The sequence below is a fragment of the Caulobacter sp. FWC2 genome, from assembly GCF_002742625.1.
GTDB lineage: Bacteria > Pseudomonadota > Alphaproteobacteria > Caulobacterales > Caulobacteraceae > Caulobacter.
Map to the genome: position 1 here is coordinate 2,288,911 of NZ_PEBF01000001.1, position 18,006 is coordinate 2,306,916.

At 67.5% G+C, this 18,006-nt stretch carries 15 protein-coding genes; 5 read left to right on the forward strand and 10 right to left on the reverse strand.

Annotation, left to right across the window (positions count from 1 at the left end; genetic code table 11):
* Positions 1-101: 101 nt before the first annotated feature.
* The 4 genes from CSW62_RS10975 to CSW62_RS10990 form a co-directional block, all read right to left on the reverse strand.
* Positions 102-842 (reverse strand): DsbA family protein, encoded by a 741-nt coding sequence (locus CSW62_RS10975; protein ID WP_099577699.1) that lies wholly within the window; start codon positions 840-842, stop codon positions 102-104.
* A 30-nt stretch (positions 843-872) separates the two neighbouring features.
* Positions 873-2,285: a M48 family metallopeptidase gene (locus CSW62_RS10980; RefSeq protein WP_099577701.1), complete on the reverse strand. Its 1,413-nt coding sequence runs from the start codon at positions 2,283-2,285 to the stop codon at positions 873-875.
* A 142-nt stretch (positions 2,286-2,427) separates the two neighbouring features.
* A complete protein-coding gene (locus CSW62_RS10985; protein WP_099577703.1) occupies positions 2,428-5,181 on the reverse strand; it encodes a ribonuclease E/G in 2,754 nt (917 codons plus the stop codon).
* Positions 5,105-5,323, reverse strand: a complete 219-nt coding sequence (locus tag CSW62_RS10990) for a hypothetical protein (protein ID WP_099577706.1) — start codon at positions 5,321-5,323, stop codon at positions 5,105-5,107. Before CSW62_RS10990 ends, CSW62_RS10985 begins: the two co-directional genes overlap by 77 nt.
* Before the next feature lie 437 nt (positions 5,324-5,760).
* On the opposite strand from CSW62_RS10990, the gene CSW62_RS10995 reads away from it, so the two are divergent.
* From CSW62_RS10995 to prfB, 3 genes are all read left to right on the forward strand, one after another.
* Positions 5,761-6,957, forward strand: coding sequence for an N-acetylmuramoyl-L-alanine amidase (locus CSW62_RS10995; protein ID WP_099577708.1), 1,197 nt, complete (start codon positions 5,761-5,763; stop codon positions 6,955-6,957).
* Between the two features lie 172 nt (positions 6,958-7,129).
* Complete coding sequence (locus CSW62_RS11000; protein WP_199170571.1) at positions 7,130-9,496, forward strand: penicillin-binding protein 1A; 2,367 nt, start codon at positions 7,130-7,132, stop codon at positions 9,494-9,496.
* Between the two features lie 83 nt (positions 9,497-9,579).
* A protein-coding gene (gene prfB, locus CSW62_RS11005; protein WP_099577712.1) for a peptide chain release factor 2 occupies positions 9,580-10,702 on the forward strand; the annotation gives its coding sequence in 2 pieces (ribosomal slippage) (positions 9,580-9,648 and positions 9,650-10,702; 1,122 coding nt in all).
* Between the two features lie 5 nt (positions 10,703-10,707).
* Here the strand turns inward: prfB and CSW62_RS11010 are convergent.
* On the reverse strand, positions 10,708-11,013 hold the full coding sequence (locus CSW62_RS11010) for a helix-turn-helix domain-containing protein (RefSeq protein WP_099577714.1): 306 nt from the start codon (positions 11,011-11,013) through the stop codon (positions 10,708-10,710).
* Between the two features lie 88 nt (positions 11,014-11,101).
* On the opposite strand from CSW62_RS11010, the gene CSW62_RS11015 reads away from it, so the two are divergent.
* A complete protein-coding gene (locus tag CSW62_RS11015; protein ID WP_099577717.1) occupies positions 11,102-11,470 on the forward strand; it encodes a VOC family protein in 369 nt (122 codons plus the stop codon).
* Between the two features lie 57 nt (positions 11,471-11,527).
* Here the strand turns inward: CSW62_RS11015 and CSW62_RS11020 are convergent, their stop codons facing one another.
* The 4 genes from CSW62_RS11020 to tyrS form a co-directional block, all read right to left on the reverse strand.
* Positions 11,528-12,019, reverse strand: coding sequence for a polymer-forming cytoskeletal protein (locus CSW62_RS11020; protein ID WP_099577719.1), 492 nt, complete (start codon positions 12,017-12,019; stop codon positions 11,528-11,530).
* Complete coding sequence (locus tag CSW62_RS11025) at positions 12,000-13,151, reverse strand: peptidoglycan DD-metalloendopeptidase family protein (protein ID WP_099577721.1); 1,152 nt, start codon at positions 13,149-13,151, stop codon at positions 12,000-12,002. Before CSW62_RS11025 ends, CSW62_RS11020 begins: the two co-directional genes overlap by 20 nt.
* 246 nt (positions 13,152-13,397) lie before the next feature.
* Positions 13,398-13,859, reverse strand: a complete 462-nt coding sequence (locus CSW62_RS11030; RefSeq protein WP_099577723.1) for a peroxiredoxin — start codon at positions 13,857-13,859, stop codon at positions 13,398-13,400.
* A 76-nt stretch (positions 13,860-13,935) separates the two neighbouring features.
* Positions 13,936-15,273 (reverse strand): tyrosine--tRNA ligase, encoded by a 1,338-nt coding sequence (gene tyrS, locus CSW62_RS11035; RefSeq protein WP_199170572.1) that lies wholly within the window; start codon positions 15,271-15,273, stop codon positions 13,936-13,938.
* A 202-nt stretch (positions 15,274-15,475) separates the two neighbouring features.
* Between tyrS and CSW62_RS11040 the strand changes: the two genes are divergently transcribed.
* Complete coding sequence (locus CSW62_RS11040) at positions 15,476-16,582, forward strand: anhydro-N-acetylmuramic acid kinase (protein WP_199170573.1); 1,107 nt, start codon at positions 15,476-15,478, stop codon at positions 16,580-16,582.
* A gap of 126 nt (positions 16,583-16,708) precedes the next feature.
* Here the strand turns inward: CSW62_RS11040 and CSW62_RS11050 are convergent, their stop codons facing one another.
* On the reverse strand, positions 16,709-17,989 hold the full coding sequence (locus CSW62_RS11050) for an NAD(P)/FAD-dependent oxidoreductase (RefSeq protein WP_099582251.1): 1,281 nt from the start codon (positions 17,987-17,989) through the stop codon (positions 16,709-16,711).
* Between the last annotated feature and the right edge of the window lie 17 nt (positions 17,990-18,006).

Genomic DNA, 18,006 nt, shown 5'->3' on the forward strand with positions numbered 1-18,006 from the left:
CTGAAAACCTCGCCCTTCGACAAGCTCAGGGTGAGGTTTTCAAATGATGCGCGGGTGAAGTCGCCCTCATCCTGAGCTTGTCGAAGGACGAGGGCGTCTCCTCAGCCCGCCTTCGCCTTGGCCGCGCGCGTCTGGTCGATCGCCAGCTTCAGCGCGTTGATGTCCGCGCCGGGAACCAGGGTGTCGCCGACGATGAAGGCCGGGGTGCCCGACAGTTGCAGGGTCTTGGCCAGGGTGTCGGTGTCAGCCAGATGCTGAGTCACGGCCTCGCTCTCGCCGGCGGCCTTGGCCCTGGTCATGTCGATGCCAAGACCAGCGGCGATCCGCAGGGCGGCGGCGGCGTCCAGGGCGTTCTCGGCCATCAGCGCCTTGTAGAGCTCCAGGCTCTTGCCCTGGTCCTTGGCGCCCAGCGCCAGGCGGGCGGCGGCTTCGCTGTCGTGGCCGAAGATCACGAAGTCCTTCAGCACCAGGCGGACGTCCGGGTTCTTCTGGACCAGCTCGACGATCTCGGGCGCGGCGTGGCGGCAATAGCCGCAGCGATAGTCGAAGAACTCGGTGACGGTGATCGAGCCGTTCGGATTGATGACGATGTCGCGCGGGTCGCGCTCGATGGCCTGGCGATACTGGCCAATGGCCTTCTGGGCCGAGGCGGTCTGCTGGGCGGCCTGCTTCTCCTGCAGCTTCTGGCTGGCCTCCATCAGCACCTCGGGGTGCTCCAGCAGATAGGCGCGGACCTTTTCCCCGAAGGCCTTGTCGGGCTTGGCCGGGCCGCAGCCGGCGAGAACCATGCCGGTGACGGCCAGGGGGAGAGCGAGGGTCGCGGCGCGACGGAGCAGGGTCATACGAATCTCGGACGTGGAGGGGAAAGTGGCTTAGAGGCCAGGGGTCGATTGAGCCACGCTGTCCTTGGCCAGGTCCTTCAGGTCCTGGTTGGAGGGGCGCGAGGCCAGGACGATGTCGGTGGCGCGGCGCCAGTCGGGGGTGTTTTTGGTCAGAAGCTCGCGGGCCCGCATGGCGAAGACCCGGGCCTCGCGCACGGCGCCCAGCGAATAGTACTGCTCGGCGGTGGCCAGGCGCGCCTCGCCGTCCTTCTTCTGAGTGTCGTAGGCCTGGGCCAGCAGGCGCCAGGTCACCGAGTTGTCGGGATCGTTCAGCAGGCTGCGCTTGAGCTCCTGGACGCCTTCCTCGATCTTCTTGGGGTCGTTCAGGTTGATCAGGGTCTGGCCGAGATTGACGCGTAGCAGGGCCGCGTCGGGCTTCAGCTGCACCGACTTGCGCTGCGGCTCCTCGGCCAGGGCCACCCGGTTGAACTCGAACAGGATCTGCCCCTTCAGCTCCCACAGGTAGGGATTGTCCGGGTGGTCGGCGATCAACGGCTCCAGCAGCTGCAGGGCCCGGTCGGGCTCCTTCATCTGGTAGTAGGCGATGGCGCGCGCGTAGCGGGCCGGAAAGCCGGTGTCGCTCTCCTTGTACTTCATCAAGGCGATCTGCGGGTTCAGGAACCCTTCCAGCTTGGCCTTCATGATCTCGTGCTGGGCCAGATCCTCCGGCGTGTCCACGGCGCTGTAGTGCGGCTGGCGTTCGACGCGGCTGCGCAGCACCTCGATCCGTTCGGACGACAGGGGGTGGCTGCGGAAATATTCGTAGCGGCGGGCCTGATCGAAGACTTCCTGATAGCGGAAGTTGTCGAAGAACTCGACGAGACCCCGGCCCGACTGGCCGGTGGCTTCCAGAAACCCGGCGCCGGCCTGGTCGGCGCGTGATTCCTGTTCGCGGCTGTAGCCGAGAGCGCCCAGCGCGCCAGCATACTGGGCGTTGCCCAGCAGGACGGCGGCGCCGTCCGCGGACCCGGCTAGAGCGGCCAGGACGCCCAGGCCCATGGTCAGGATCATGGGCTTGAGGCCCGCGCGCGTCATCTCGCCCGAGCGGATCGGGTGGCCGCCGGCCAGGTGTCCGGTTTCGTGGGCGATGACGCCGCGCAGCTGGTTTGGATTTTCGGTCTGCAGGATCAGACCGGTGTTCAGGCCCATCTGCAGGCCCTGGGTCGCGAAGGCGTTCAGCGACTTGTCGCCGACGATCAGGATGCGCACGGTCCTGGGATCCAGGCCCGCCGCCGCATAGATCGGGTCGGCGTCGTGGTGGAGGATTTCCTCGATCTCGGTGTCCCGGATCAGGGAGGGGCTATCCTGGGCCAGGGCGACCTGGGGAACTCCGGACGCGAGCACGGCCAGCGCGGACAAAGCCACGCCGAGTCGCCTCCCAGCTTGCCCGCTACGCGAGGTCATTGAGTGATCTCCAGATCGCGCCCCCGCGAACCACGACCAGTCTAACTTGGAAGTCGGAGACGAGGGAACAAGGGTCTCGCTTCGGCTTCGCGACGATTTAGGCCCGCGCATCTTTCGACACGCGGGCCCTCATCAGGTCAGCCTACCGGCGCCACCAGCCCTTGCGGGGCTTTTCGGGCGGGGTGGTGATCTCGTTCGGATCCGGTTCGGCGGGAGCGGCCGGGGCCGTTTCGACGACGGGTTCCGGCTGCGCTTCCACGATCGGCTCGGGCGCCGGCGCTTGTACAGGTTCCGGAGTCGCTTTCGGGGGAACCACGGCGACGCTCTCGGTCACGGTTTCGGCGACGGCCTCGACGGCCGTTTCGGGAGCGGCTTCCGGCGCGGCCTCTTCGGCGACGGCCTTCTTGCTCCGCGAACGGGCGCGCTTGGGCTTCTTCGGCGCTTCCTCGGCTTCAGGCAGCTCGACCCAGACGTCGGACGGCGGCCCGGAGATCACCGGCGGAGCCAGGATCGGCGTTTCGTAGGGCTCTGCGGGTTCAGCGGGGCTGATCGCGTCGACGGCCGAGGTCGCTTGGGCCGAAGCCTCGACCACGGGAGCGTCGTCGCGATTGCGGCGACCACGGTCACGGCCACGACGACCGCGTTCGCGGGCCGGACGTTCCTCGCGCTCGACGCGTTCCGGACGCTCGGCGGTCTCTTCACGCTCGGCGCGGGCTTCCGGCGCCGGGCGGCGCGGTTCGCTGTTGCCGCCGACCAGGGCGGCCGGGTCGTGCCAGGTGAAGACGTTCTCGCCGAACGGGACGCGCGGACGGATCCAGACGAAGGCGTCGGTCGGACGATCGCCGTCCTCGCGACCGCCACGACGGCCGCCGCGGCGACCACGACGGCGACGGCGACGGGCGCCGTCATCGTCATCGCCGAACTCGGCGCGGTCTTCGGCGTCGCCTTCGAGCTCGTCTTCGTCGCCTTCGACTTCGGCTTCGGCCGGAGCCTCGCCTTCGGTCTCGCGCTCGTCACGACGCCCCCGACCACGACCACGGTCGCGGCGGCCACGGCGGCCCTTGCGGTCGCCGCGATCGTCTTCGCGGGTCTGCTTGCGGGCCGAGGCGTCGTCGTCGTCGGTATCCTCGCGCTCGAGGCTGTCTTCGTCTTCGTCGTCGATGATTTCGTCTTCTTCTTCGTCCTCGTCCTCGAAGGCCGTGGGATCGAAGTCGTCGTCTTCGTCGACATACGGCGCCGGGGCGATGGCGATGCGCTCACCCAGTTCGGTGCGCTCGATCTCCTGGTCGCCGGCGTGCAGGCTGTCATCGACCACGACGGTGATGTGCAGGCCGTGGGTCTCCTGCAGGCGCTGCAGATAGGCGCGCTTTTCGTTCAGGATATACAGGCCGACCGAACGCGAGACCTTCAGGATCACCGCGCCGCTGCCCTTCAGGGCCTCGGCCTCGACCGCGCGCAGGGCGGCCAGGGCGCTGGACTCGACCGAGCGGACGCGGCCGGTGCCTTCGCAGTGTTCGCAGACGTGGGTCGTCCCTTCCAGAACGCCGGTGCGGCGACGCTGGCGGCTGATCTCCATCAGACCGAAGCCCGAGATCTTGCCCATCTGGATGCGGGCGCGGTCGTCCTTGAGCGCGTCCTTGAGGACCTTCTCGACCGTGCGGTTGTTCTTGCCTTCATCCATGTCGATGAAGTCGATGACGATCAGGCCAGCTAGGTCGCGCAGGCGCAGCTGGCGAGCGGCTTCCTCGGCGGCCTCGACATTGGTCTTGAGGGCCGTGGCCTCGATGTTGCGCTCGCGCGTGGCCTTGCCCGAGTTGACGTCGATGGCGACCAGGGCCTCGGTCTGGTTGATCACCAGATAGCCGCCGGAACGCAGCGGCACGACCGGCGAATAGATCTGGGCCAGATGGTCCTCGATCTTGTGCTTGACGAACAGCGGGGTCGGGTCGCGGTAGTTGAAGACCTTCTTGGCCTGGCTCGGCATCAGCATGCGCATGAAGTCGCGCGCTTCTTTATAGCCGGCGTCGCCCTCGACCCAGATGCCCTCCAGGTCCTTGTCGTACATGTCGCGGATGGCGCGTTTGACGAGGTCTTCTTCCTCGTAGATCAGCGCCGGGGCGACCGAGTGCAGCGTGTTGTCGCGGATGTTTTCCCACAGCCGCAGCAGATATTCGTAGTCGCGCTTGACCTCGGCCTTGGTGCGCTTGGCGCCGGCCGTGCGCACGATCAGACCCATGCCCTGCGGCACGTCCAGGCTGTTGACCACGCTCTTCAGGCGGCGACGGTCCGACACCGCGGTGATCTTGCGGCTGATGCCGCCGCCACGGGCGGTGTTGGGCATCAGGACGCCGTAGCGGCCGGCCAGCGACAGGTAGGTGGTCAGGGCGGCGCCCTTGTTGCCACGCTCTTCCTTGACGACCTGGACCAGCATGATCTGCCGGCGGCGGATAACTTCCTGGATCTTGTACTTGCGCATCAGCCGGCGTTTGCGGCGCGCCAGCTCTTCTTCGACGTCATCATCGTCGTCATCGACCGCGTGGCCGCCGTTGACGTCGTCCTCGTCGTCGCCGCCCGAGGCGCGACGCGAGACCGGGGTGTCGTCATCGTCATCGCCCGAGTCGTCGCGCATCAGCGCTTCACGGTCGGCGACCGGGATCTGGTAGTAGTCCGGGTGGATTTCGTTGAACGCCAGGAAACCGTGGCGGTTACCGCCGTACTCGATGAACGCAGCCTGGAGGCTGGGCTCAACGCGGGTCACCTTGGCGAGGTAGATATTTCCGCGAAGCTGTTTGCGAGTCTGGCTTTCGAAATCGAACTCTTCAACCCGGGTTCCGTCCACGACGACCACACGCGTCTCTTCGGCGTGTGCTGCGTCGATCAGCATCTTCTTCGACATTAAGGAAGTCTCCACGGCGCGCGGCGGGCGCAAGGCCCGGTCGCCGTTCTGAATGAAGGGCGCGCGCGTCGCCGACCGTCGCACCGTCAGCGCGGTTGCGAAGGGTCGGGTGCCAAAGGCGGTCGGGTGCGGCGCAGCCCATTGGGGGTTTCGTTTTTCCCTACCGCGCGTGAAGCGCGGACTGGATGGTTTGCCTGTCGCGTCACGAATGGCGCGAGGAGGTGGTGTTGTCGCGCCGGATGGCGCGGATCGGATGGCGCGTCGTCGCCAGAAAGGCGTTTGAGCCCGACGCGAGCCCTAGATCCGGCGTCTCGGTAGGCTTCTCGCCCGCCAGATCGGCCGTCTCTCGAACACTATCTAGTCTGCCGCCTCCGCGCCGGAAGAGGTTCAGGACCACTTTCGAGGCTCGGGCGGCCCACACGGAGTCGTGACGATCACGACATTCGCGCACGACGGGACTGTAGCCACATCGACGCACAAAAGAAAAGCTTTCGACGGATGATCTGGACTTAACCCTTTGGCTACCGCCCCGGGAGATATTGACATTCAGTTCACCAGTTTCGGACTACGCGGGCGGGAATGCGTAAGTTTCTTATCAGTTTGGCCCGCATGGGCTGGGTCCGGGCGGCCCTGATTGTCGGGGGCCTGACGGTCGCCGGCGTCGCCGTGGCCACCGCCCAGGGACCGGCCGCGCCCGCCGGCGTGCAGAAGGTCCGCTTCGGCGGCGACCGTAACGAAACCCGCGTTGTCATCGACCTCGACCGCGCCGCGGCCGGCAAGCTGATTTCCGACGGCATGAGCGACCAGCGCCTGGTCATGGCCCTGCCGAACGTCCTGGTGTCTGGCGATCTTCAAGGGTCCGGCCAGGGCCTGGTCAAGCGCTGGGTGATCGACGAGGCCGCCGGCGGCGCCCGTCTGCGCCTGGACCTGACCGGCAAGGCCGAGGTCCGCCGTCGCTTCCTGCTGCCGCCGGGCGATGGCGCGACCGCCTATCGTTATGTCATCGACCTGAAGGCCGTGGACGCCGCGCCCCTGGTCGCCGCCCCGCCGGCGCCGCGCCTTACCTTCGCCAGCGCACCGGTCAAGGCCGCGCCGCTGCGCCTGAAGAAGGTCATCGTCATCGACGCCGGCCATGGCGGCAAGGATCCCGGCTCGCTGGGCGCCAACGTCTTCGAGAAGGACGTCACCCTGGCCGCGGCCAAGGCGCTGAAGGCGCGCCTGGAGCGCACCGGCCGCTTCCAGGTCGTGCTGACCCGCGAGACCGACACCTTCATCCCGCTGGAAGGCCGCGTGCAGATCGCCCGCCGCGCCGACGCCGATCTCTTTATCTCGCTGCACGCCGACTCGGGTCCCGACGTCAGCACGCGCGGCGCTTCGGTCTACACCGTGTCTGACAAGGGCTCCGAGCGCGTCGGCCTCGTCCTCGACAAGGACGACTGGCTGATGAAGGCCAACCTGCCGGGCCGCGACCGCGCCGTCAGCCAGATCCTGCTGGACCTGTCGCAGCGCGCCACCAAGAATCGCTCGGCCGCCTTCGCCCAACTGCTGCTGGCCAGCGTCGGCGAGGAAACCACCCTGCTGCGCCGCAGCCACCGCGACGCCGGCTTTATAGTGCTGTTGGCGCCGGACGTGCCGGCCGTGCTGCTGGAGATGGGCTTCATCACCAATCCGGAAGACGAAGCCTTCCTGACCACCAAGGCCAGCCGCAACCGCCTGGTCGACGCGGTCGGCGACTCCATCGAGGCCTATTTCTCGGCGGGTCTGCGCAAGTCCTGATCTCCCGAAGCGGGGAGCGGCTTTCCCTTTTGCCTGTCGCCCTCTAATCACAGGGGTGATCGTTCGTGCTTCGCGTCGCGAGGTGCGACCGCAAAACCGCTTACGGTTCGGCGCCAAGCGATCTAGTGAAGTGTGTGCGGCAGGCGAGGGGGCCTGCCTCGACGGAGGTCGCGTGGATCTGAAACCCACCGAACGATGGATGGCCATCGCGGGCGTGGCGGTGCTTTCGGCCATCGCGGTCGCGGGTTTCGCGATCGCGATCTACGCCGCCTGGCTGTTCCATGACATGCCCGACGCCGGCGAGTTGCAGGACTATCGTCCGCCGACGGCGACGCGCGTCTACGCCTGGGACGGCACGCTGATCGGCGAGTACAGCAAAGAGCGCCGGATCTTCATCCCCTACGACCAGATCCCGCCGCAGCTGGCCCAGGCCTTCCTGGCGGCCGAGGATCGCAACTTCTTCCAGCACGGCGGCGTCGACGTCGGCGGGCTTTCGCGGGCCATGCTCAAGAACGTGGGCAACGTCGTTCGCGGCAAGCGCCTCGAGGGCGGCTCGACCATCACCCAGCAGGTCGCCAAGAACGTCCTGCTGACCAGCGACGCCACGGTCGGTCGCAAGTTCAAGGAAGCGATCCTGGCCCACCGCCTGGAGCAGTCGCTGACCAAGCAGCAGATCCTCGAGCTGTATCTGAACGAAATCTGGCTGGGCTATCGCTCGTTCGGCGTCGGCGCGGCCGCCTACAACTATTTCGGCAAGTCGCTGCCGGACCTGACCCTGGCCGAATGCGCCTTCCTGGCCTCGCTGCCCAAGGGACCGGACAACTACCATCCGATCCGCAACAAGGCCAAGGCCATGACCCGGCGCAACTGGGTGCTGGGCCAGATGGCCGAGCAGGGCTGGGTGTCGAAGGCCGAGGCCCAGAAGGCCATGGCCGAGGATCTGGTGGTCCAGTCCGCGCCCAAGCGCGCCGCCTACCGCGACGCCGACTACTTCGTCGAGGAAGTGCGTCAGCGCGGCATGGCCACGCTGGGGCCGCGCCTCAGCGAGGGCGGCTACTACATGCGCACCACGCTGGATCCGCGCCTGCAGACGGCTGCGCGCTCGGCGCTGATGGACGGCCTGGAGAAATACGACCGCCGCCACGGCTGGCGCGGGGCCTGGGGCCATGTCGAATCGACCGACCTGGCCTGGGAAAAGACCGCCCTGGCCAAGGCCCCGCCGGCGGAGCGCGGCAAGTGGCGTCAGGCCCTGGTCGTCTCCAACGACGGGCGGGTCCGTCTCGTCAAGGACGAGGGCGAAGGCCAGCTGGTTGGCGAAGACGTGACCTGGGCCAAGAACGGCAAGGGCCTGAAGGCCGGCGACCTGGTGTTCGTCGAGAAGACCGACGCCGGCTATCGCCTGCGCCAGGTTCCGGCGGTCAATGGCGCCCTGGTGGCCATGGAGCCCTATACGGGCCGGATCGTCGCCCTGGTCGGCGGCTACAGCTACTCGCTGTCGAACTTCAACCGCGCCACCCAGGCGATGCGCCAGCCGGGCTCGTCGTTCAAGCCGTTCGTCTACGCCACGGCGCTGGAGAACGGCTACACGCCGGCCAGCGTCGTCGTCGACAGCGCCATCACGTTCAAGGGCGCCAACGGTCAGGACTGGAGCCCGGAGAACTACCACAAGGAGTTCTATGGAGCTCAGCCGCTGCGCAAGGGGCTGGAGCAGTCGATCAACGCCATGACCGTGCGCCTGGCCCAGGGCGTCGGCATGAAGAAGGTCGTCGACTTCGCCCAGCGCGCCGGCGTGGTCAAAAGCATGGACCCCGTCCTGGCCATGGCCCTGGGCGCGGGCGAGACGACGCCGTTCAAGCTGACGGCCGCCTACGCCGCCTTCGTCAATGGCGGCCGCCGCGTCGATCCGCACCTGATCGAACTGGTGCAGGATCGCGAGGGCAAGGTCATCTTCCGGGCCGACAAGCGCGACTGCGAGCGCTGCGACGCCGGCTTCAACGGCGATGAGAGCCCGCGCTTCGCCGCGCCGGGCGACCAGATCATGGACCCGGTCACCGCCTACCAAATCACCTCGATGCTGCAGGGCGTTGTGCAGCGCGGCACCGCGGCCGCCGTCAGCTCCCTGGGCCGTCCGCTGGCGGGCAAGACCGGCACGACCAACGAGTACCGCAGCGCCTGGTTCGTCGGCTATTCGCCCAACCTCGTGGTCGGCGTCTTCGTCGGCTTCGACGACAACCGCTCGCTGGGCGAGGGCGAGACGGGCGCTGTCGACGCCGTGCCGGTGTTCATGGACTTCATGAAGGTGGCGCTGGACGGCCAGCCGGCCGTCGACTTCAAGCCGCCCAAGAACGCCAAGTTCGCCCTGGTGCGCGGCGTCCGCGAGGCCTTCCGGCCGGGCACCGAACCCAAGGTGGAGGTCGCGCCGACGGGGCCGATCCCGTACGAGCAGATCTCGCCGGGCCTGCCGCAGCCGGTCCAGCAGGCGCCTCAGCCGGGCAAGCCGCCGCCGCAGAAGGTCGATCCCCTCAGTGGGCTCTATTAGGGCGGGCTCTACGAACTCTCATTGCGCGGGAGCGCGACGCGCGTTATTTCCCGCGCCCTTCAACACTGTCACGGAGTAACGTGATGCGACCGGATGTCGAGGCCGCCGCGGCTGACATCGAGCAGTCCATTGGACTGCTCAGGAGGCGTCTTTGACTGGGATGTCGCCCTCCGAAAGCTCGATGAGCTGAACGCCCGGGTCGAAGACCCGACCCTCTGGGATCGCCCGACCGAGGCCCAGGCCGTCTCGCGCGAGCGCGCCGCCCTGGCCGCCAAGGTCGAGGCCGTGCAAGGCATCGAGCGCGACGTCAAGGACGCGCTGGAGTATGCCGAACTGGCCGACATGGAGTCCGACGAGGATTCCCTGAACGACGCCCGCGCCCAGCTGAAAGCCATCAAGGAACGCGCCGGCCGCGCCGAACTCGAGGCCCTGCTCTCGGGCGAGGCCGACGGCAACGACGCCTATATCGAAATCAACTCCGGGGCCGGGGGCACCGAGTCGTGCGACTGGGCCGGCATCCTGCTGCGCATGTACACGCGCTGGGCCAACGCCCACGGCATGACGACCGAACTGATCGAAGAGACCGACGGCGACCAGGCTGGCATCAAGTCCGCGACCTTGCTGGTCAAGGGCCCGAACGCCTATGGCTGGCTGAAGACCGAGGCCGGCGTGCACCGCCTGGTGCGTATCAGTCCATATGACAGCAGCGCCCGCCGTCACACCTCGTTCGCCTCGGCCTGGGTCTATCCCGTGGTCGACGACACGATCGAGATCGAGATCAACCCGGCCGACGTGCGGACCGACACCTACCGCGCCTCCGGGGCCGGCGGGCAGCACATCAACAAGACCGACTCGGCCGTGCGTCTGACGCACATCCCGACCGGCATCGCCGTGGCCTGCCAGGCCGGGCGCTCGCAGCACCAGAACCGCGAAGAAGCGTGGAAGATGCTGCGCGCTCGTCTCTACGAGGCCGAACTGCAACGGCGCGAAGCCGCCCAGCAGGCGCTGGAAGACCAGAAGACCGACATTGGCTGGGGTCACCAGATCCGCAGCTACGTCCTGCAGCCCTACCAGATGGTCAAGGACCTGCGGACCAACGTCGAGACCTCCGACACCGCCGGCGTGCTGGATGGCGACCTCGACGCCTTCATGGGCGCCTCGCTGGCCCAGCGCGTCGGGGCCACGCGCGACGCGGTCGAAGGCTAGTACACCTACCGCTCCCGCTGACGCTTCCAGGGCGTCAGTGGGACATAGGTCGCGGCCTCGGTCGGTCCCGCGCGACTGACCGACACCAATCCCCGACGTTTCAGATTGTCGACGGCGTTCTGCACCGTGCGTCGCGACTGGCCCGTGCGCTCGGCCAGTTCGGCGTGGCTGAAACTGGCGCGGCCGTCGGCGTGCGCCGCCACGATCGCGAGATACACCAGGAACGACGACGGCTTGTGGTCGTGGCCGACCAGATCCGCCATCAGGGTGTCGAGCACGTAGCGGTCGATGGCGTAGGTGGGGGCATCCATTGCTATAGCATTGCCTGCATGACTTCACCCCCGCAAGGGCGCCGCGCTACCTCGCTGTCATGGAAGACCCACGGGGCAGGGGATAGAGATGAGCGTGATCAGCAAGTTGAAGTTCGTGGGCATTCCGGTCAGCGACCAGGATCGGGCCCTGACCTTCTGGACCGAGAAGATCGGCCTGCGCGTGGCTACTGATCAGCCGATGGGGAACCAGCGCTGGATCGAGCTCTCGATTCCGGGCGCGGAGACCGGCCTTGTCCTGTTCACGCCCGAGGGCCACGAAGACCGCATCGGCACCTTCTTCAATGGCTCGCTGGCCTGCGACGACGTCGAGCACGCCTATCGCAAGCTGTCCGACAAAGGCGTCGTGTTCGAAGGCCCGCCTGAGAAGCAGCCTTGGGGGACCTTCGCCAAGTTCAAGGATCCCGACGGGAATACCTTTGTGCTCTCAAGCCGCTGATACGAAGAACGCCCCGGAGTGATCCGGGGCGTTCTTGAATTCGGAAGGTCCGAGATCTCAGCCCGCGACGGGCTTGGCCTGGGCGATGGCCAGTTGTTCCGGCTGCGGCGCCGGCTGGGCGGCCGGGGCGGGGCGCTGGAACTTCAGGCTGCGGCCCTGGAAGAAGGCGCCGGTTTCCATGGCCAGCTGCTCGTGGGTGATGTCGCCATCGACGTACGAGGTGCCGTAGAGGCGGACCTGCTTGGAGGTGATCGCGCCGACCACGCGGCCGCGCACTTCCACCGCCTCGGCATAGACACCGCCCTCGACATGGCCGGTCTCGCCGACGGTGAGCCGGCCGACGCGGACGTCGCCCTTGACCACGCCGTCGATCTGCAGTTCGCCTTCGCCGGTGACGGCGCCCTCGATGGTCAGGTCGGCCGACAGCAGGGACGCCACTTTCGGCGGCCCGCGGCGGACCTGGTCGACAGGCGCGGCCGCCATCGGGGTCGGCAGGGGTTCGATGCGAGCCGGGGTCTTGGAGCCCGACTTAGCTTGCTTGCTGAACATACTCACCAGCCTTCAAGTAGCGATTGGGATTCTGGGCCTTACCGTTGACCCAGACTTCGTAGTGAAGATGTGGACCGGTCGAACGGCCGGTCGAGCCCATGGCCGCGATGCGCGAACCGATGGTGACGCGCTCGCCGACGCGGACGCCGATGGTGGCCAGGTGGGCGTAGCGGGTCTTGAAGCCGCCGCCGTGGTCGATCTCGACCGTGTTGCCGTAGCCCGAGCGCACGCCCGTGAAAGAAACGACGCCCGGGGCCGTGGCCATGATCGGGGTGTAGTAGGCGCCGGGGAAATCCAGGCCCGAATGGAAGGCCGGCCGGTGCGTGAACGGGTCGAAGCGGACGCCGTAGCTGGACGACAGGGCCGGATTGCCGGTCGGGCGGTAGAAGGGCAGCTTCTTGGCCGCCGCGCCCAGCGAGCGCATGTCCGACATGTCGTTGGCTGCGTGCTGGATGCGGCTCGCGAAATCCTCGTCGACGTCGAGAACAGCGGCCAGCGCGCGTGGATCCTTGGCCTCGATCAGCGGGCCGCCCAGCGACACGCCCCGGCCGGTGAAGTTGCCGGCGTCCAGACCCGCCATCCGCATGGCCAGGCGCAGGCGCTCGGCGCGGCTCTTGGCGAAGCTCTCGGCGGCGTCGATCAGGCGCTCCTGGTCCATCCGGGTCGCCTGGATGCGCTGAACCGGGCTGGCGGCCAGCAGGCGCGGCTTGGCGACGGTCAGGGCCTGGGCGGCGCCGGGCACGCCCTTGAAGTCGGAAACGAGGAGGGCGAGAGCGGCGTGGCGCTTCTCGACCGAGGCGGCCAGATCTTCGAGCGAGCCGTTGGTGGCCGAAAGCTGGGCCACGGCGCTGTTCAGACGGGCCTGGCGGTCGGCGTTGAGACGCTCGTAATAGGCCTTCTGGCGAATGACTTGTTGGTCGGTCGAGCTGACCGCCAGGGCGTTCACCGCCATCGCAGCGGTGCAGACGCCCATCCACAGCGCGGTGACGGCGACGACGGACGCGCCCAGCAGCTGCTTGTTGGTGGAAAAGACGTAGCCGCGCATCTCGCCGCCGGAGCGGATATAGATGTGCCGTTCGGGAAATAGGGCTTCGAGAGAGTGCCGCAGTCGCTTAAAGCGCTTGATCGCCATCGCCCAAGAAACCCCCCGTTTCAGGTCTGGGGGATATGCTATGAGAAAGCGGAAACGCGCAAGACTGTTCGCGCCCTAAGGGAGCGCGAGTCGCAAAATATAATCTTGCGCTACGTTCCTTAACGATTTCTGACCGCGACGGCCACGTTCACGGCGGCGCGTGCGCGAAAAGGTCACAGGCAGCGGCGCCGATACAACACGCCGGCGAACAACCGGTTCCCGAGACACGAAGAGCCAGGCGAAATTTTACTTGATGGCCTTGGCGGCGTTCATCACGGCCTTGATGTGGCCGGGGACCTTCACCTTGCGCCAGACCTCGCGGACGACGCCCTCGCGGTCGATCAGGAAGGTCGAACGGTCTATGCCCATATATTTGCGGCCGTACATGCTCTTCTCGACCCAGGCGCCATAGGCCTCGACCACGTCGCCCAGAGGGTCGGCGGCGAGATCAATGGTCAGGTCATGTTTCTTGCGGAATTTGGCGTGCGAGGCGACGCTGTCCTTGGACACGCCGACGATCACCGCGCCCAGCTTTTGGAATTCCTCGACTTCCGACGAGAACTGCAGGGCCTCGGACGTGCAGCCGGCGGTGTCGTCCTTGGGATAGAAGTACAGGACGACGTTCTTGCCCTTGAAGCCGGCCAGGCTGACGCGGCCGGTGTCGGTCGGCAGGTCGAAATCGGGGGCCTTGTCGCCGGGCTGCAGCATCGAACGCGTCTCCAGGTAGCAGGGGGTAACCCCGGCCCTTGGCTACGCCAGGGCCGGGACACGGATCAACCCATAACTAAACGGGCTTCACCAACACGATCTTCTTCTTGCCGGCCGCCAGCTTGACGACGCCCTCGACGAGGTCCGCCGAGGTGATCACCCGGTCCGCGCTGGCCTCGGCCTTGTCGTTGACCTTCAGGCCACCGCCCTGGGCCAGGCGACGGGCCTCGCCGCGCGAGCCGGCCAGGCCAGCGTCGGTGAACAGGGCCGCCAGCACGATGCCCGCTTCCAGGTCGGCCGCCGGGACCTCGAAGGTCGGCAGGTCGGCCGAGAGCGCGCCTTGCTCGAACGCCTTTTCAGCGGCGTCGCGGGCCTTGCGGGCTTCCTCGTCGCCGTGGGCCATGCGGGTGGCCTCGTCGGCCAGCACCTTCTTGGCGTCGTTGATCTGGGCGCCTTCAAGGGCTTCCAGCTCGGCGATCTTGTCCAGCGGCAGGTCGGTGAACAGCTTGAGGAACCGGCCGACGTCGGCGTCCTCGGTGTTCCGCCAGAACTGCCAGTAGTCGTAAGGGCTCAACTGCTCGGCGTTCAGCCACACCGCGCCGGCCATGGTCTTGCCCATCTTGGCGCCCGAGGCGGTGGCCAAGAGCGGCGTCGTCAGGCCGAACGCGGCCTTCTGGTCGACGCGGCGGGTCAGCTCTACCCCGTTCAGGATGTTGCCCCATTGGTCCGAGCCGCCCATCTGCAGCACGCAATTGTACTTGCGGTTCAGCTCCAGGAAGTCGGTGGCCTGCATCAACATGTAGTTGAATTCGAGGAAGGTCATCGGCTGCTCGCGCTCAAGCCGCAGCTTGACCGAGTCGAAGGCCAGCATCCGGTTGACCGTGAAGTGCACGCCGTAGTCGCGCAGGAACTGGACGTAGCCGAATTTGCTCAGCCACTCGTCGTTGTCGACCATGATGGCGTCGGTCGGGCCGTCGCCGAAGGTCAGGAACTTGGCGAAGACCTGCTTGATGCCGGCGATGTTGGACTGGATGTCAGCGTCCGACAGCAGCTTGCGGCTCTCGTCCTTACCGGTGGGGTCGCCGACCTTGGTCGTGCCGCCGCCCATCAGGACGATCGGCTTGTGACCGGCCTGCTGCAGGCGGCGGAGCATCATGATCTGGATCAAGCTGCCGACGTGCAGGCTGGGCGCGGTTGCGTCGAAGCCGATGTAGGCGGTGACGATGCCGCCGGCGGCCGCGGCGTCCAGTTCATCCGGATGGGTGATCTGATGGATGTAGCCACGCGCCTCCAGGGTTCGCAGGAACTCCGACTTGAAGGACGATGCGGCGGACATGGTTCGACTCTCTGAAGGACTTGGCGGGCCGTCTAACACGGCGAGGTCGGCCAAATCGAGGGAATGTGAGGGTTTCATTGCAAACTCCAGGCAGGGAGCCGGAGCGCATGATCGACTGGAATGGAGCGACCCCGGCGAGGCGGGGTGGCGACGTGGCTGATCCTCCTCCCGCTATGGCAGCGGGCGGTAATACGGACGAGCTTGGACTTTTCCCAAGAAGATGGGGACGTCGATCATGGGGCCTAGCTACCGTTTGCGGGCCGTGGCAGTCAACGTTTCCATGAAGATCCTGGGATTCATGACCGGCACCTCGCTCGACGCGGTCGACATGGCGGTGCTGGAAACCGACGGCGAAGAGATCCAGGGCTTCGGCCCGGCGGGCGAGCGCAAGCTGCGCGAGGCGACCCGCGATCTGCTGCTGAAGACGACCGACATCGCCCGAGCCTGGCCGCGCGGCGAGCCCGAGCCGGCGATCTTCGATGAGGCCCGCAAGGCTGTCGCCGACGAGCATTTCCACGCCGCCGAGAGCTTCCTGGAAGAGCACGGCCTGGCGTGGAGCGAGTTCGACCTGCTAGGCGTCCACGGCCAGACGGTGCTGCACGAGCGGCCGACCGCCGAGCGTGTCGGCCGCACGGTCCAGCTGCTGGACGCCGAGCGTCTGGCCCGGGCCTGCGGTCGTCCCGTCGCCTACGACTTCCGCACCGCCGATGTGGCGGCCGGCGGGGAGGGCGCGCCGCTGGCGCCGATCTATCACGCCGCTCGCGCCCGGGCCTCGGGCCTGGCAGCGCCGGTGGCGGCGCTGAACGTCGGAGGGGTGGCCAACATCACCCTGATCGGCGCGGACGGGTCCTTGCTGGCCTTCGACACCGGTCCCGGCAACGGCATGATCGATCTGATGCTGCAGGCGCGCGGCATCGCCCGCTTCGATGAGGACGGCAGGCTGGCCTTGGTCGGCCGGGTCGACGAGCGGGCTTTGAACGCCCTGCTGTCGAGCCCGTATTTCGACGCCCCGGTTCCCAAGTCGCTGGACCGCTACGACTTCTCGCTGGAGCCGGTGGCGCACCTGTCGCCCGAGGACGCCGCCGCGACCCTGGTGGCCTTCACCGCCGAAGGGGTGTTCCGGGCCTTCAGCCAAGGCGGCGAGACGCCCAGCGCTCTGATCGTCTGCGGCGGCGGTCGGCACAATCCGGCGATCATGAAGACCCTGGCCGACCGCGCGCCGGTCCCTGTGCAGGCCGCCGAGGCCTGCGGCTGGCGCGGCGACAGCATCGAGGCCGAGGCCTTCGCCTATCTCGCGGCGCGGACGGCCAAGGGGTTGCCGATCAGCTTTCCGGGCACGACGGGGGTGAAGGCGGCGATGACGGGCGGACGGATCGCTACGCCCTAGATCCTCCCCCGCGTTGCGGGGGAGGTGGCCCAGAGGGCCGGAGGGGGCGAGTGCTGCCGACCTCCAGCTAGCCCCCTCAGTCGCTCCGCGACAGCTCCCCCGCAACGCGGGGGAGCATCTAGCCCTTCAATGCAGCTTCAGCCGTCCCGACACCCGCTGCTGCAGCAACCTCGCCAGCGCCAGGGTCGCGGTGCGGCCCACGCCCAGGATCGCCCGGTGGTGATCCAGGTGCAGCGACATGTAGGCCCACTTGGCGATCAGGCCCTCGACGAAGAAGTTCGGTCCGCCCAGCCCGCCCATCAGCGCGCCGACGCCCTTGTTGTCACCCAGCGACACCAGCGAGCCGAAGTCGCGATAGACGAACGGCGCGGCGATCCGCCCCTGGTGCAGCCGAGCGATCAGCGCCCGCTCCAGGTAGCTGGCCTGCTGGTGCGCGGCCTGGGCGCGGGCGGGGATGGTCTTGCCGTCCTTCCACGGCGCGGCGGCGCAGTCGCCCAGGGCCCAGACGTCGGGGGCCGAGGTCTCCAGATGGTCGTTGACCACGAACTGGTTGCCGCGATTGGTCTCCAGGCCAAAGCCGGTATTGGTCTCGGCCGCCTTGATGCCGGCGGCCCAGACGATCAGGTCCGCAGGAATGTCGCCCTGGCTGGTCTCCAGCCGGTCGGCGTGGACCGCCAGAACCTTGGCGCCCGTCTTCACCGCCACGCCCTTGCGCTCCAGGGCCAGCTTGGCCTTGTCGGCGATCTTTAGCGGCAGGCCATTTAGGATGCGCGGCGCGGCCTCGACCACGCTGATGTCCAGGCGGAAGCGCTGCTCGTCGCCCAGGCTGTCCAGCAGTTCGCGGTGCGCCTCGATCAGCTCGGCTGACAACTCGACGCCCGTGGCGCCGCCGCCGACAATGGCCACGCGCATGATCTTCTCGGGCGAGAACGAAGCCTTGGTGAAGGCCGCCAGCAGGCGACCGTGAAACGCCTCGGCGTCCTCGGTGCGTTCCAGCAGGTGCGCCTGCTCCGCGCCGGGCGTGCCGAACAGGTTCGAGCCCGAACCGATCGCCAGCACGCCATAGGTGAAGGTGATGGCCCGCTCGGGCGTCAGCAGCTGGCCGTCGTCGTCGGTGATGGCCTTCAGAGTCAGGCGCTTGGCGGCAGGATCGAAGGCAGACAGTTCGCCGAGCAGGAAGTTGAAGCCGTTCGAGCGGCCCAGGATCGAATAGGAGACGCCTTCCTGGTGGACGTCCAGCGTGCCGGCCGCCACCTCGTGCAGGGTCGGCTTCCAGATGTGGAAGCTGGAGCGATCGATCAGCAGCACGCGGCGCTTGCCGTGCCGGCCGCCCAGCCGACGCCCCAGCCGCGAAGCCAGCTCCAGGCCGCCGGCGCCCCCGCCGACGATGACGATGTCGTAGTGCATCACCGCATCCTTGATAT

Excerpts from the sequence above, each read along its gene's own strand:
- CSW62_RS11030 (WP_099577723.1), bottom strand. The coding sequence starts at position 13,859 with ATGCTGCAGCCCGGCGACAAGGCCCCCGATTTCGACCTGCCGACCGAC.
- CSW62_RS11015 (WP_099577717.1), top strand. The coding sequence starts at position 11,102 with ATGAGCGTGATCAGCAAGTTGAAGTTCGTGGGCATTCCGGTCAGCGAC.
- tyrS (WP_199170572.1), bottom strand. The coding sequence starts at position 15,273 with ATGAAACCCTCACATTCCCTCGATTTGGCCGACCTCGCCGTGTTAGAC.
- CSW62_RS11050 (WP_099582251.1), bottom strand. The coding sequence starts at position 17,989 with ATGCACTACGACATCGTCATCGTCGGCGGGGGCGCCGGCGGCCTGGAG.
- CSW62_RS11010 (WP_099577714.1), bottom strand. The coding sequence starts at position 11,013 with ATGGATGCCCCCACCTACGCCATCGACCGCTACGTGCTCGACACCCTG.
- CSW62_RS11040 (WP_199170573.1), top strand. The coding sequence starts at position 15,476 with ATGAAGATCCTGGGATTCATGACCGGCACCTCGCTCGACGCGGTCGAC.
- CSW62_RS11025 (WP_099577721.1), bottom strand. The coding sequence starts at position 13,151 with ATGGCGATCAAGCGCTTTAAGCGACTGCGGCACTCTCTCGAAGCCCTA.
- CSW62_RS10975 (WP_099577699.1), bottom strand. The coding sequence starts at position 842 with ATGACCCTGCTCCGTCGCGCCGCGACCCTCGCTCTCCCCCTGGCCGTC.
- CSW62_RS10980 (WP_099577701.1), bottom strand. The coding sequence starts at position 2,285 with ATGACCTCGCGTAGCGGGCAAGCTGGGAGGCGACTCGGCGTGGCTTTG.
- CSW62_RS10995 (WP_099577708.1), top strand. The coding sequence starts at position 5,761 with ATGCGTAAGTTTCTTATCAGTTTGGCCCGCATGGGCTGGGTCCGGGCG.
- CSW62_RS10990 (WP_099577706.1), bottom strand. The coding sequence starts at position 5,323 with ATGGGCTGCGCCGCACCCGACCGCCTTTGGCACCCGACCCTTCGCAAC.
- CSW62_RS11020 (WP_099577719.1), bottom strand. The coding sequence starts at position 12,019 with ATGTTCAGCAAGCAAGCTAAGTCGGGCTCCAAGACCCCGGCTCGCATC.
- CSW62_RS10985 (WP_099577703.1), bottom strand. The coding sequence starts at position 5,181 with ATGTCGAAGAAGATGCTGATCGACGCAGCACACGCCGAAGAGACGCGT.